Genomic DNA, 13508 nt, shown 5'->3' with positions numbered 1-13508 from the left:
GAAAAATGGACCAAAAACGGGCCGCAATACTTTTCACGCCCTGCCGCCAAGTGCAACCTTGCTCTGGACGCGACAGCCCGTCAGGATGATGCTATCTGTGTGCGGATGCACGCGGACACGCCCCATCCCGTTTCCCGAAAATCCGGCCCTTCAGGTCTGTCGCCAAGGTTCATGGCCGGTGGCCTGCTTGTTGGCATGGGAGTACTTGCCGCAGGTACGACGCTGGCGGCGGCCCGTCATATCGGCGATGGTAGTCTGGCATTTGGCCTTCTGAGAGCAGGTTCGAGGGCAGGTGTGGTTGGTGGGCTTGCCGACTGGTTTGCAGTGACCGCGCTGTTCCGCCACCCGCTGGGGCTCCCCATTCCGCACACGGCCATTCTGCCGCGTCAGAAAGAGCGCCTCGGACAGGCACTGGGCCGCTTCATTTCGGGACAGTTCTTCACTGAGGACGACGTCCGCCGCGCTTTGTCGAAAATCGATCTCTCCGGTCTGATCGCTGATATGCTGAGCGAGCCTGCGACACGCCAAACGCTCGTCAACAGTATGCGGTCCGCGATCCCCCTGATGTTCGATCATCTGGAGGACGGGCGGGCCAAGGCTGCCATCTCACGCGCTCTTCCGGTCCTGCTTAATGGAGAGGAAATGGCTCCTCTCGTCTCCCGTGGCATGCGTGCCATGGTGGACAGCGAAATGCATCAGGAGGTCCTGTCCTTCCTGCTTGAACGCATCAAGACCACCGTGACGTCCCGTGAGTCGGACCTGCGACATTTTGTTGAAGAACGTGTGCGCGAACAGGGTGGTCGTTTCTTGGGATGGGCGATTGGCGGCTCAGTCGCCAGTCGTGTTCTCATGGCGCTACATGCCGAGTTCGAACGGGTCGATCCGATGGACTCGGACCTGCGGCACGGATTTACGACATGGGTTCGCGGCGAAATCGACCGGATCGAACATGATCCCGTCCGCCGCAAGGATATGGCCGACACCATCACCTCCGTCCTGACCCATACCAGCCTGAAAGGATGGAGTTCGGAACTGTGGGACCGTCTGCGGCGCATGGTGGAGGAGGACAGCAGTCGGGAAGACGGCTGGAGCGCTACGGTCATTGATGCCGCGGTCGTCCAGCTTGCGAGTGCTCTGCGATCCAACGACGTCCTGCGTTTGAAAGTCAATCAGGCTGTCGAAAGCACAGTCCAGCGGATCCTGCCAGGTCTGCGTGAGAAACTGTCCGGGTTCATCGCCGCCGTCATGGCGGGGTGGGACGGAAATGATTTGGCGACGCGACTGGAGTCGCGTGTCGGGCGCGACCTCGCCTATATCCGCATCAATGGCACGGTGGTCGGTTTTCTCGCCGGAGCGGTGCTTGACGGCGTTTCTCGGCTGTTTTTTGGTGTGTGACATTCCATGTCAGGGAAAGGTCAGGCACAGAAGTCTTGACCTTTGCTCCGGTATGGGCCATTTGGAATAAATCAGGACTTAACAAGTCTTGAATTAGAACAAGATGCGAGTGTGCAAGCGATGCTGAGGCTCTCCAAACTAGCCGATTACGCCACTGTCCTTCTGGTCCATCTCGGTCGTCATGAAGGACTGGCAACAGCCGCAGCCCTTGCAGTAGAAACCGGCGTTCCCGAACCCACCGTGGCCAAACTTCTCAAGGGACTGGCCTCCAGCGGTCTGGTCCTTTCCCATCGTGGCGCCCGGGGCGGCTACCGTCTTGCGGGCGAACTTGAGAAGGTGACCGTCGCCGCTGTCATCGCGGCAGTAGACGGGCCGATCGCCATTACCGCCTGCTGTGACGGGCGTGAATGCGAGCATAGCTCATTGTGCGGTTTGTCGGGCCAGTGGGACGTCGTGAACGACGCCATCCTCAGCACACTCAACAGCATTACACTGGCGGATATGGGTCGGCATGCGGAGCGTCTGCCAAGACGCGGCCCTGCTCTGGCTCCTGCCGCCACCGTTGGAGCGGAGTCCCCCTCCGTGACCGAAGCGGTCAGTTAAGGACAACACACCATGCCAGCCGTGACGGAAACCCGCGAGACAGTCGAAAAGCTCGCGAAATCCAGCTACGAATGGGGCTTCGAAACCGATATCGAAATGGATATCGCGCCCAAGGGTCTCAATGAAGAAACGGTCCGCCTGATCTCCGAGCGCAAGGGCGAGCCGCAATGGATGCTGGACTGGCGTCTGAAGGCTTTTCGCGCGTGGTTGGAAATGGAAGAGCCGACTTGGGCTCATATCCATCACCCGCCGATCGATTACCAGGACGCGCATTACTTCGCCCAGCCGAAGAAGAAGCCTGGTCCCAAGAGCCTTGATGAAGTCGATCCCGAACTGCTCAAGACCTACGCCAAACTGGGTATTCCCCTACACGAACAGGCGCTTTTGGCCGGTGTGGAAGGTGCTGAAGAAGCGCGCCTGCCAGTTGCCGTGGATGCCGTTTTTGACAGCGTGTCCGTCGCAACGACCTTCCGCAAGACCCTTGCGGAAGCTGGCGTTATCTTCTGCCCAATTTCCGAGGCCATCCGCGAGCATCCCGAACTGGTCCGAAAATATCTGGGTACGGTCGTGCCGGTGTCCGACAACTTCTTCGGGGCGCTGAATTCGGCCGTCTTTACCGATGGCTCCTTCGTCTACATCCCCGAGGGCGTCCGCTGCCCGATGGAACTGTCCACCTATTTCCGCATCAATGCGCGCAATACAGGGCAGTTCGAACGGACGCTTATCATTGCTGAAGACCGCGCAACCGTTTCCTATCTGGAAGGCTGCACAGCGCCGCAGCGTGATGAGAACCAGCTTCATGCGGCTGTGGTAGAACTGATCGCGATGGAAGACGCCTCGATCAAGTATTCCACCGTTCAGAACTGGTATCCGGGCGACGATGAAGGTCGTGGCGGTATCTACAACTTCGTCACCAAGCGTGGAATCTGCCGCGGCGCACGGTCCAAGATCTCCTGGACGCAGGTTGAAACCGGCTCTGCCATCACCTGGAAATATCCGTCCTGCGTGCTGGCAGGAGAAGGATCGGTCGGGGAGTTCTACTCGGTTGCGGTAACGAACAACCACCAGCAGGCCGATACCGGCACGAAAATGATCCATCTGGCGCCGAACACGCGCTCGACGATTATCGCCAAAACGATCTCGGCCGGTCAGTCGGACAGCACCTATCGTGGCTTGGTCCGTATGCAGCCGAAAGCCCGCAATGCGCGCAATTTCACGCAGTGCGACAGCCTGCTGATTGGCGATCAGTGCGGCGCGCATACGGTACCTTATATCGAAAGCCGTAACATGACGGCACGCGTGGAGCATGAAGCGACCACGTCAAAAATCTCTGAAGACCAGCTCTTCTACTGCCGTTCGCGCGGCCTTTCGGAAGAAGATGCAGTCGGTCTGATCGTCAATGGTTTCTGCCGCGAGGTGCTCAAAGAGCTGCCGATGGAATTCGCGGTCGAGGCGCAGAAGCTTCTGCAGATCAGCCTCGAAGGAAGTGTGGGTTAATATGAGCGATTTTCTGAAAATTCAGGGTCTTCAGGCCCGCATCGACGCCGACGGCACGCCCAAGGATATCCTCAAGGGGCTCGATCTCGAAGTCCCCAAGGGTGAAGTCCATGCCATCATGGGACCGAACGGCTCGGGTAAATCCACGCTGTCTTATGTACTTGCCGGTCGTGACGACTACGAAGTGACGGGTGGGTCTGCCACGTTCAAGGGACAGGATCTTCTTGCTCTTGAACCCGAAGAACGGGCTGCTCTGGGTCTGTTTCTGGCATTTCAGTCGCCCGTCGAACTGCCGGGTGTGAACAACGCGAATTTCCTGCGGACTGCTGTGAATGCGGTTCGCCGGGCGCGTGGTGAAGCTGAACTGGATGCCGTGGCCTTTCTCAAAGCTGTCCGTGCCGAGACCAAGCATCTGTCCATGTCCGACGACATGCTCAAGCGTGCGGTCAATGTCGGCTTCTCGGGTGGTGAGAAGAAGCGCAACGAAGTGCTCCAGATGCGTCTGCTCCAGCCGTCCTTTGCCATCCTCGACGAAACGGATAGCGGCCTGGACATTGATGCCCTGCGCATCGTGGCAGAAGGTGTGAACTCTCTGCGTAGCCCGGATTTTTCCGCTTTGGTCATCACGCATCATCAGCGTCTGCTCGACTATATCGTGCCGGATCGTGTGCATGTCATGGCGCATGGCCGTATCATCCATAGCGGCGGCCCTGATATCGCCAAGACGCTTGAAAAGCAGGGCTATACCCAGTTTCTCGAGGCGGCAGCGTGAGCGTACAGCCAATCGTGGCGCAGGATACCCCGGCTCTGGAGGCGTTTATCCAGCGCGCCTCTGGACGCGGGGCCGCTCTTGCCGAAGTCGGCCTGCCGACACGTCGCGTCGAAGCATGGCGCTATACGCCGCTGCGGTCTATCGCGGACACGGCATGGACACAGGCTGCTCCTCTGGCGTCTGAAACCGTCAATGCACTCCTGAACGATTTGCCGTTACCAGAAAGCGGCGCGCGCATGGTTTATGGCAATGGCAGGTTGTTAGAGGGGCTGTCTGCTCCTCTGGACGTTGACCAGCAGGCTCCGGGCCCTATTTCCCCGCTCAAAGGCGTCTTTTCCGCGACGTTGAATATGGCGCTGGGCGAACAGGGGCTCGATCTTCACATTCCGGCAGGAACGGACGCAGAACTACTGACCCTCATCAGTCTGTCTAGCGGCGATACTGTTTCGACGCATCTTCAGCATCGTATCGTGCTGGAAGATGGCGCATCACTCACACTGTACGATGTCAATGCAGGCGAAGGGCGGTATATCGCCAATCCGCGCTTCGATATCGTCGTGGGCAAAGGTGCCACGCTGCGTCACATTAAATTGCAGCGCGAGAGTCTGAGCGGTACGCATCTTGCGATCGTGTCCGCCGACGTGTCGGAGAAGGGCGAGTATGACAGTTTCACCCTGAATCAGGGTGGAAACCTCGCCCGGCACGAAGCCGTCGTCACGCTGAAAGCGCCGCATGCCATGGTGCATGTAAATGGTGTGCAGATCGTAGACGGTCAGCGGCTGAACGACTTGACCTCCATGATCCATCATGCTGCGCCAGACGGCAGTTCCCGCCAGACCGTCAAGACGGTTCTGTCCGACGCCGGGCAGGGTGTATTTCAGGGCAAGATCCTCGTGGATCGTGTGGCCCAGAAAACTGATGGCTACCAGATGAATCAGGCGCTGCTTCTGTCCGAAAAGGCGCAGATCAACAGCAAGCCCGAGCTGGAAATCTATGCCGATGACGTCAAATGCAGCCACGGCGCGACTGTAGGCGCTCTTGATGACGAACAGCTTTTCTATCTGCGCTCCCGCGGCGTTCCCGAAGCGCAGGCGCGCGATATTCTCGTGCGGGCGTTCCTGATCGACGCACTGGATCTCGTCGCCGATGAGGCCCTGCGTGATCTGCTGGTGCGGAGCATGGCGTCATGACCGGCAGCAGCGTCCCGTCCCGCAAAACGACGGCTGAAATCCGCGCTCATTTTCCGATCCTGAACGAAACCGTTTATGGCCGCCCGCTGGTTTTTCTCGACAGCGCGGCCTCGTCCCAGAAGCCCGATGTCGTGATCGAGGCCATGCGGGATGCGGCGTATCATCAATATGCCAATATCCATCGCGGTCTGCACTGGATGAGCGAGCGCACGACGGAAGCCTATGAGCGCGCCCGTCATGACGTCGCCCGCCTTCTTAATGCGCCCGATCATCGCGAAATCGTCTTCACCCGCAACAGCACCGAGGCCATCAATCTGGTGGCTCACAGTTTCGGCAGTCTGCTGAAACCAGGGCAGGCGGTTCTGATTTCCGAACTGGAACACCACGCCAATATCGTGCCTTGGCTCATGCTGCGGGACCGGGTGGGAATTGATCTGCGTGTCGCTCCCATCAACGATGCTGGCGACATTGATCTGGACGCCTATGAAGCGCTGCTGTCGGATGGCAAGGTGACGCTTGTGGCCGTCACGCATATGTCCAATGTGCTTGGAACGATTACCCCGGCCCGCAAGTTGACGGAAATTGCCCACGCTTATGGCGCGCGTATCCTGCTGGATGGATCGCAGTCCGTCGTGCATCGCAGGATTGATGTGCAGGAGCTTGACGCGGATTTCTTCACCTTCACCGGGCACAAGCTCTATGGTCCCACAGGCATCGGTGTGCTTTGGGGCAAGATGGAGCTTCTGGACGCTATGCCGCCGTTCATGGGCGGCGGTGACATGATCGAGAACGTCTCGTTCGAGCGCGCGACATGGGCGCATGTTCCGCACAAGTTCGAAGCCGGAACACCGGCCATTCTGGAAACGATTGGTCTGGGGGCTGCCGTCCGTTTCGTGGAAGAGATCGGCTATGAGGCCATCTCCCGTCATGAAGCGGAACTCACCCGCTACGCATTGGGAAAAATGCGTGGAATCAACAGTCTGCATGTTCTGGGTGAACCTGCGGAGCGCGGTGGCGTGATTTCCTTCATTATGGATGGTGCACACCCGCATGATCTTGCGACATTGCTCGACCAGCTTGGGATTGCCATTCGTGCTGGACAGCATTGTGCGGAGCCGCTGGTTCGACGTCTGGGTGTTCAGGCAACAGCGCGCGCCAGCTTTGGCATTTATACCACGACCGATGAAATCGACACGTTTATCGAGGGCCTTGAACGGGCCCGGATGATGCTCACATGAGTGAAGCCATGACCGATATCCCCACCACCGAAGATACAGCCTGCGTTCCGACCACTGGAACTGCGCCTGATCAGGACGCGGTCATCGCCGCCATCGCCACGGTTTATGACCCGGAAATTCCGGTGAATGTCTATGAACTCGGCCTGATCTACGCGATCGACCTGCACGACGACGGCCGCGTCCATATGGAGATGACGCTGACGGCGCCCAATTGCCCCAGCGCGCAGGAACTGCCCGAGATGGTGCGTGATGCCGTCTCTCATGTGCCGGGCGTGAGTCAGGCGACGATCGAAATCGTCTGGGATCCGCCGTGGGACATGAGCCGTATGAGCGATGATGCCCGCCTTGCCCTTAACATGTTCTGATCCGGGGAAAACCATCATGTCCGATGTTGCAACGCGCCGTCCGCTGCCTGCGCTCATGAGCGTTTCTGATCAGGCTGCCAAGCGTCTAAAAGCTCTTTATGAAGGCTCTCATCAGGGACACCTTCTGCGGATCAGCGTAGGAACGCGTGGATGCTCGGGTCTGTCTTACGAAATGAATTTCGTCACAGAACCACAGCCTGCGGATGAGAGGGTCGAGGATCAGGGCGTGACCCTTTTGGTGGACCGCAAGGCCACCCTGTTCCTGACCGGCACTGTCATGGATTACGAGGTCAAGGACCTAGAATCCGGTTTTACGTTCAGGAATCCGAACGAGAAGGGTCGTTGCGGCTGCGGCGAGAGCTTTCACGTTTGATCCGCTTCGCATCCCGCGAAAGCACGACGACAGCTTCGACTTCCGTGGACCATAGGAACTGGTCCACGATCGTCAGGCCAACAACTGAAAATCCTGCGTTCCAAAGCGCTCTGCCGTCTTTTTCCAGCGCGACGGGGTTGCAGCTCACATAAACGATGTCCGGCACGGCAGATTTTGCCAGAGGCACAGTCTGTGCGCCCGCACCGCCATAAGGCGGATCGAGCACAACCGCCCGTGTTGATTTCAGATCATGCGGCAGAAGCGGCTGGCGCCCCAGATCCCGATGAAAACCATCCACGCGTCGGCCACCAGCCGCCGCTTTGAGGCAGTTTGCTGCCGCCAGATTACCCTCATAAGCCATGACGCGCCCCTTCTCCGACATGGGGAAGGTGAGTGTGCCACAACCGGCAAACAGTTCGACCGTCACATCCTTTTTGTTCAACGATGGGAGGCCATCTAGAACCGCCGTGACAATGGCTTTTTCGGCATCGGCCGTTGCTTGAAGGAATGCGGAAGGTGGTGGTGAAACGACTACCCCGCCAAACTCTTCCCGCACCGCTCCCGAATGCGCGACGGTCTCGATTCCCTGATCTTTCGGGTCCTGCCAGGAGATGCGAGACAGATGATGTTCGCGCGCAAAAGCCGCCAGCTTGATGCGGTCCGCGCTGGTTAGTGGAGCAGGGGTCTGAAGCGTCAGATCTGGCCCGCTGTCGAGCAGGTTGACCATCAGGCTTCCACGACTCGTCAGGGCTCCCAAACTGCCCAGAACATCACGTAGTGGTGTCAGAAGCTCGAAAATTGCAGGGTGCAGGACGTGACATTCCGTCATGTCCACAGGGTCGCCATTGCGACGGTGCAGCCCGATAATCACGCCGCCCGGCACGCGCTGAACAGCAAAATCCATCCGCCGCCGTGTTTCAGGCACCGTTTGGAACATCTGTGCAGGTGGCAGATCGGTGAAACCTGCGGCCGTCAGGGCATGAAGGACGCGCTGCGATTTCCATTCCAGCAGAGCTGGCAGGGAAAGATGCTGTAATGCACAGCCGCCACACTCCCCAAACAGGTCGCAGGGCGGCGTTACACGCTCAGGGGATGAGTGAACGATATCAATCAGTTCAGGATGACCGGAAGCAAGGCGGACCTGAACGTCTTCCCCGGGCAGCGTGCCCGGAATAAAGACGCTCTGGCCATCAAGATGCGCAACGCCATCGCCTGCTGCACCCAGTCCTTCAATCCGGAGTTCTGCAACTCCGGTCAAGGTTTCATTCATTACCGTAATGGCGTCCATCATGCTGAACAGGTGCAGCGAGATCGGTGTCACCGGACACCGTGATTTTCCGACGGCGCGGAACCAGCATGAAGGCGGGTGTATCTCCACCAAATCCGGTTTTCGGGCCATCGTTTTCGAAGGCGGGCGCCAGCTCAACCGAACGATGGCTCACAGGAGCCTCGATTACGGAGACGGAAGGCTGGACGGCAACGGGAGTTGCCTGCTGAACGCTCTCGTTTTCTTCACGGTCGCCACGGTTACGCTTGCGACCACCCCGACGACGCTTGCGCGCGCGGTGCTCGCTGTCCTCGGAGGTATCCTGAGGCGCAGGAGCGGCCTCCGTCGGACGGCGTTCGCCGTCTTCCGGAGTCCAGTCGACAGTTGTGATGCCTTCGAGAGCAGGGCGTGCAATGACCTTACCCGTCAGGGTCTCAATCGCCTCAAGGAGTCTGCGATCGCGCGGCGATGCCAGACTGAAGGCATGGCCTTCCTTGCCAGCCCGTCCAGTGCGTCCGATCCGGTGAACGTAGTCTTCGGCATTGAACGGCAGGTCGTAGTTGAAGACATGTGACAGGCCGCCGATGTCGATACCGCGTGCTGCCACATCAGAGCAGACCAGGAATTTCAGTTCCCCAGAACGAAAACGTTCCAGAGTCGAGAACCGAAGCGACTGCGCCAGATCTCCGTGCAGATGTCCGGCTTCTATACCGTGCTTGGTCAGGTACTGCTGGATCATGTCCACATCGCGCTTGCGGTTGCAGAATACAATCGCGCTCTGGACGTTTTCGCGTCGTAGCAGTTTCTTGAGGGTGCGGCGCTTCTCGTCCTCAGGCACGATCACCAGAGCTTCTTCGATGGTCGTGGCAACGGAAGACTGGCGCGAAACCGTGATTTCAACCGGATGACGGAGGAATGCATCGGCGAGACGACGGATTTCCGGAGCCATTGTGGCCGAGAAGAACAGTGTCTGGCGATGGGGCGGCAGCAGCCCGACGATTTTCTCGATATCGGGAATAAAGCCCATATCCAGCATGCGGTCGGCTTCGTCGATGACGAGGGTACTGGTCTGCGTGAGAAGCAGGCCGCCCCGTCCGAACAGATCAAGCAGACGTCCCGGCGTTGCGATCAGCACGTCAACGCCGCGATTCAGAACGTCGCGCTGTTCGGCCATGCTTTCACCGCCGATCAGCAGCGCATGCGTCAGGCGCAGATGTTTGCCGTAGAGCTTGAAATTCTCCGCGACCTGCAAAGCCAGTTCACGTGTGGGCTCAAGGATCAGCGAACGCGGCATCCGGGCGCGGGCACGCGATCCGGAGAGCTTCTGAAGCATTGGCAGCGTGAAAGAAGCGGTCTTGCCGGTTCCGGTCTGGGCCACGCCCAGAACATCATGGCCTTTCAGGATTTCGGGAATGGCCTGCGCCTGAATCGGGGTAGGGTGCTCGTAACCCAGTTCCTGGATGGCCCGCATGATTGGTTCGTCAAGGCCCAGATCAGCAAAGCGGGGCTTGTCGGAAGCATCCTCGGCAATCACGACAGCCTCAGCGACGGCAGGCATGACCGCCTCGTCCTCTGCGATGACTGTGGGGTCCGCAGCAACAATCTTGGCACGGCGGCGACGAGCCGGAGCCTTTTCGTTCTTGGTCGGTTCGGCTGTTGCCTCAGGGGTTTCTTCGGCGACGGGCGCGACGACGTCTTCTGCCGGAGCAGAAGCCTTGCGACGGGCCGGACGTGCTTTTTTTTCTGCCTTTTCTGCAACAGGCTTTTCGACGGTGGCTTCCGTGGCAACTGCGTCCGTTTTGCGGGGACGTCCGCGGCGGCGCGGAGCTTCGACAGGCTTCGATGTCTCTTCCGAAGCGACTTCCAGTTCCGGCTGTTCGACAGCAACGACCTTGCGCGGACGACCGCGGCGTTTTGGAGTGGCTTCAGCTACCGTTTCATCCACCACTTTCGGGGAACGTCGACGGATGGGAGCGGGTGATGTTTCGCTGGCTATTTTCGGCTCCGCAACAGTCTTCCTGCCACGTACGGCAGGTTTGGCAACAGACGCTTCGTTTTCGGTGGCTGTCTCGGCAATCGGAGGCGTCACCTTGCGGGAGCGGCGCGTAGCGGGTTTCGCTGCGTCCGTCTTATCCGGGGTTGCGGAAGCTACGGTCTTCGAGCGCCGCGCTCGCGGAGCCTTGGCAGCAGGGGCTTCCGGTGTCGCAGACGTGTCGCCTTCATCGGCAATAGTCGGGGAAACCTCGGCTGCGGCACTGCGCGAAGCGGAAGGGCGGCCACGTTTTGGGGTGGCAGTCGTACGGGATTTGGAAGGACCGGAGGTCGTTTTCGCGCTCAAATGACTCTCGAGACTCTCGTTGACGGTGCGCACCCCAACAGGTGCGGGCCGGAGTTGAGGGCGGGGCAGGGACCCGCAGCTATAACTGGTGCGTTATCGATAAATGGCAGAAATGGCAAGCGATACGGCCCCAAAAGCGCCGTATCGCATACGATTTCAGATGCCGCGTGCCATTGCTGCGACAAGGATGGTCAGAACACCCAGTCCCGCCATGATCGCGGTGCGGCTGCGCAGTGTGTCAAACAGGGCGGCCTGGGGGCGCATGGCCCGGCGTGCCCGACGGAATGGCCCCTGAACGGTCATGATGAAAACCACTGCCATGATCAGCCCCAGGAGCTGCATCGCATTGACGGGCCAGGCCACGGCACCAAATCCACCTTCATGAAAAACCAGTCCCCAGCCGCTCAGCAGCGAAAACGGCACCACTTGATATAATCCGCGGAAAAAGCGCGTATAGCCCTGAAGCAGAACTGAATTGCGCGGTCCGGGATCAAGCAGTCCGACCGTGGAGCGGACGACCAGCGTCGAATAGATTGACCCGCCAACCCAGTAAGTCATGCACAGCACATGAATTGCGAGCACGAGGCTCCAGATGATCGATCCTGTCATTGGTTCTCGTCAGGGTTGAAAATTGAAAGAGAGGGAAAGATCATTCCCGAAATGCGTTTCCCTTGAATACCCGACGCAGCCCTCTTTGCGCCAGAGTGATTGCACAAGTGCCATCGTGAACCGGGTAACGCAAAAGCAGATCGCGCTTTGCATCATGAATCCGGCAGGAGATTGCCCCGATATGTCCCGACATCCTTTTGCACTTCTTCTCCCTGACGAGAGCGACCGGATGGACCGGGCGGCAGCAGCCATTCTGCCCTCCACGCTTTTGATGGAAAACGCCGGGTGGGCTGTTGCCCGCGTGATCCAGAGCCGATTTTCGCCCTGTCGTGTCACTGTGGCCTGCGGTCCGGGAAATAATGGCGGCGATGGTTATGTCGTTGCGCGCCATCTTGCGCGTCAGGGCTGGTCGGTCCGTGTGGCTGTGCTCTCCAGTCCGAAGGCAGGAACACCGGCAGCGGAAATGGCTGCGCAATGGACGGGACTGACGGTTCCGTTTTCCGTTGAAGAAATGGGGCGGGCGGATCTGGTGGTGGATGCAGTCTTCGGTTCCGGGCTGAAACGACCCGTTTCGGACGAGATCGCTTCCGTGCTGGCTGCCGCTTGTCAGGTCGTGGCGATCGATATGCCAAGCGGAGTTTCGGGGGCGTCGGGCGAAATTCTTGGTCGGGCGCGTAATTGTCTCCTCACCGTGACTTTCGTCCGTCCGCGTCCCGGCCATGTCCTGCAACCGGGCGCTGGACTGTGTGGCGAGGTGATCTGTGCCGATATCGGCATGCCTGAGCGTGCTTGGGAGGGAATTCAACCGACCGTGCAGCATAACAAGCCCGGTTTGTGGAGCCTGCCCGTCTCGGGTGAGGGAGATTACAAATATCGTCGCGGGGTCGTCAGCCTGTGTGGTGGAGTTGAGATGCCGGGCGCGACCCGTCTTGCGGCAGCGGCGGCTCGACGAAGCGGCGCGGGGCTGGTTCGAATTTCGGCGGGCGAGGGCGCGCCGGCTTATCGACTCGGCGATCCCGGTCTGGTTGTGGACGCCGATCCCCTTTCTGAACTGCTGGAAGATGTCCGGCGCAAAGTGTGGATCTGCGGACCCGGTCTGACCGAAGATGAAGTCGCAGCAACCCTGCCGCAACTTCTGAAATCCGGTCGTACGGTGATCGCCGATGCCGGAGCATTGGCGTGGGGAGCGGAGGATCTGTCCCGTCTGGAGGGGGTGGCAGCCGTCACGCCTCATATCAGGGAGTTCCGCAAACTGTTCGGCCCTGTCGAAGGAAATCGCATTGAGGCTGCGCGTACTGCCGCAAAACGCCTCAATGCCGTCGTCGTCATGAAGGGGCCGGATACCATTATAGCGGCCTCTGACGGACGAATTGCCATTAATAATCATGCCTCTTCTGCTCTTGCGACCGCGGGATCGGGAGATACGCTGACAGGTGTGATCGCTGCATTGCTGGCGGCGGGAATGGACGTCTGGGAAGGTTGTTGTGCGGGCGTCTGGTTGCATGGAGAGGCGGGGATCGAGGCCGGAAAAGCTCATGGCGGCTGGCCTGTGGTAGAAGATCTGGACCTGCCTCTTGGCGCGGCCCGTGCGACCGCCACGCGCCTTGCGCAGGAGGCTGGACGCAAAAAGGCGATCCACTCCCTGTTGTGAAGTCGCGTTTCATGCGCTAAAGGCCGCGCTTCCGAGGTTCGGTAACACGAGCCAGGAAGCCGAGCGCTGCGGGCGTGGTGAAATTGGTAGACACGCCAGATTTAGGTTCTGGTGGCGCAAGTCGTGGGGGTTCAAGTCCCTCCGCCCGCACCAACCCGGCTTCCCGAGAAAGAGATTTGACCAACCTACCGACCGAGAGGATCGCCTGGC

General features: G+C 59.4%; 12 protein-coding genes and 1 tRNA gene. 10 read left to right on the top strand and 3 right to left on the bottom strand.

Features of this window, described 5'->3' with window-relative positions:
• The first annotated feature begins 105 nt into the window (after positions 1–105).
• The 8 genes from HKD21_RS05645 to HKD21_RS05610 all read left to right on the top strand — a co-directional run bounded on the left by HKD21_RS05645 (position 106) and on the right by HKD21_RS05610 (position 7433).
• Positions 106–1395, top strand: coding sequence for a DUF445 domain-containing protein (locus tag HKD21_RS05645; RefSeq protein WP_194254771.1), 1290 nt, complete (start codon positions 106–108; stop codon positions 1393–1395).
• Between the two features lie 120 nt (positions 1396–1515).
• The gene (locus tag HKD21_RS05640) at positions 1516–1998 is read left to right on the top strand and encodes an SUF system Fe-S cluster assembly regulator (RefSeq protein WP_194254621.1); all 483 of its coding nucleotides are present in this window, start codon (positions 1516–1518) and stop codon (positions 1996–1998) included.
• A gap of 12 nt (positions 1999–2010) precedes the next feature.
• Positions 2011–3495 (top strand): Fe-S cluster assembly protein SufB, encoded by a 1485-nt coding sequence (sufB, locus tag HKD21_RS05635; RefSeq protein ID WP_062029656.1) that lies wholly within the window; start codon positions 2011–2013, stop codon positions 3493–3495.
• A 1-nt stretch (position 3496) separates the two neighbouring features.
• Complete coding sequence (gene sufC, locus HKD21_RS05630; protein WP_011251696.1) at positions 3497–4267, top strand: Fe-S cluster assembly ATPase SufC; 771 nt, start codon at positions 3497–3499, stop codon at positions 4265–4267.
• On the top strand, positions 4264–5457 hold the full coding sequence (gene sufD, locus HKD21_RS05625) for a Fe-S cluster assembly protein SufD (RefSeq protein WP_194254620.1): 1194 nt from the start codon (positions 4264–4266) through the stop codon (positions 5455–5457). The genes sufC and sufD overlap by 4 nt, the downstream gene beginning before the upstream one ends.
• Positions 5454–6695 carry a cysteine desulfurase gene (locus tag HKD21_RS05620; RefSeq protein WP_194254619.1) on the top strand — a complete coding sequence of 414 codons (1242 nt, stop codon included), beginning with the start codon at positions 5454–5456 and terminating at the stop codon, positions 6693–6695. Before sufD ends, HKD21_RS05620 begins: the two co-directional genes overlap by 4 nt.
• On the top strand, positions 6692–7060 hold the full coding sequence (locus HKD21_RS05615; protein ID WP_194254618.1) for an SUF system Fe-S cluster assembly protein: 369 nt from the start codon (positions 6692–6694) through the stop codon (positions 7058–7060). The genes HKD21_RS05620 and HKD21_RS05615 overlap by 4 nt, the downstream gene beginning before the upstream one ends.
• Positions 7061–7076: 16 nt before the next feature.
• Positions 7077–7433: a HesB/IscA family protein gene (locus HKD21_RS05610; protein WP_194254617.1), complete on the top strand. Its 357-nt coding sequence runs from the start codon at positions 7077–7079 to the stop codon at positions 7431–7433.
• Here HKD21_RS05610 and HKD21_RS05605 read toward each other — a convergent pair.
• The 3 genes from HKD21_RS05605 to HKD21_RS05595 all read right to left on the bottom strand — a co-directional run bounded on the left by HKD21_RS05605 (position 7378) and on the right by HKD21_RS05595 (position 11647).
• The gene (locus HKD21_RS05605; RefSeq protein ID WP_194254769.1) at positions 7378–8721 is read right to left on the bottom strand and encodes a class I SAM-dependent RNA methyltransferase; all 1344 of its coding nucleotides are present in this window, start codon (positions 8719–8721) and stop codon (positions 7378–7380) included. The genes HKD21_RS05610 and HKD21_RS05605 overlap by 56 nt on opposite strands.
• Positions 8696–10645 carry a DEAD/DEAH box helicase gene (locus HKD21_RS05600; protein ID WP_407646534.1) on the bottom strand — a complete coding sequence of 650 codons (1950 nt, stop codon included), beginning with the start codon at positions 10643–10645 and terminating at the stop codon, positions 8696–8698. The genes HKD21_RS05605 and HKD21_RS05600 overlap by 26 nt, the downstream gene beginning before the upstream one ends.
• A gap of 549 nt (positions 10646–11194) precedes the next feature.
• Positions 11195–11647 (bottom strand): hypothetical protein, encoded by a 453-nt coding sequence (locus HKD21_RS05595; RefSeq protein ID WP_194254616.1) that lies wholly within the window; start codon positions 11645–11647, stop codon positions 11195–11197.
• A 181-nt stretch (positions 11648–11828) separates the two neighbouring features.
• Between HKD21_RS05595 and HKD21_RS05590 the strand changes: the two genes are divergently transcribed.
• Together HKD21_RS05590 and HKD21_RS05585 are read left to right on the top strand one after the other, a co-directional pair.
• The gene (locus tag HKD21_RS05590) at positions 11829–13298 is read left to right on the top strand and encodes an NAD(P)H-hydrate dehydratase (protein ID WP_194254615.1); all 1470 of its coding nucleotides are present in this window, start codon (positions 11829–11831) and stop codon (positions 13296–13298) included.
• 68 nt (positions 13299–13366) lie between these two features.
• Positions 13367–13451: transfer RNA gene (locus HKD21_RS05585), tRNA-Leu, on the top strand.
• Positions 13452–13508: the final 57 nt, after the last annotated feature.

The organism is Gluconobacter cerevisiae (genome assembly GCF_015244675.1).
GTDB lineage: Bacteria > Pseudomonadota > Alphaproteobacteria > Acetobacterales > Acetobacteraceae > Gluconobacter > Gluconobacter cerevisiae.
Note: the sequence above shows the minus strand (reverse complement) of the source record. Positions and strands in the feature narration are given on the sequence as shown.

Coding starts and splice junctions, on each gene's coding strand:
- HKD21_RS05620 (WP_194254619.1), top strand. CDS start 5,454: ATGACCGGCAGCAGCGTCCCGTCCCGCAAAACGACGGCTGAAATCCGC.
- HKD21_RS05640 (WP_194254621.1), top strand. CDS start 1,516: ATGCTGAGGCTCTCCAAACTAGCCGATTACGCCACTGTCCTTCTGGTC.
- HKD21_RS05610 (WP_194254617.1), top strand. CDS start 7,077: ATGTCCGATGTTGCAACGCGCCGTCCGCTGCCTGCGCTCATGAGCGTT.
- HKD21_RS05595 (WP_194254616.1), bottom strand. CDS start 11,647: ATGACAGGATCGATCATCTGGAGCCTCGTGCTCGCAATTCATGTGCTG.
- sufC (WP_011251696.1), top strand. CDS start 3,497: ATGAGCGATTTTCTGAAAATTCAGGGTCTTCAGGCCCGCATCGACGCC.
- HKD21_RS05590 (WP_194254615.1), top strand. CDS start 11,829: ATGTCCCGACATCCTTTTGCACTTCTTCTCCCTGACGAGAGCGACCGG.
- HKD21_RS05645 (WP_194254771.1), top strand. CDS start 106: ATGCACGCGGACACGCCCCATCCCGTTTCCCGAAAATCCGGCCCTTCA.
- HKD21_RS05605 (WP_194254769.1), bottom strand. CDS start 8,721: ATGGACGCCATTACGGTAATGAATGAAACCTTGACCGGAGTTGCAGAA.
- HKD21_RS05615 (WP_194254618.1), top strand. CDS start 6,692: ATGAGTGAAGCCATGACCGATATCCCCACCACCGAAGATACAGCCTGC.
- sufB (WP_062029656.1), top strand. CDS start 2,011: ATGCCAGCCGTGACGGAAACCCGCGAGACAGTCGAAAAGCTCGCGAAA.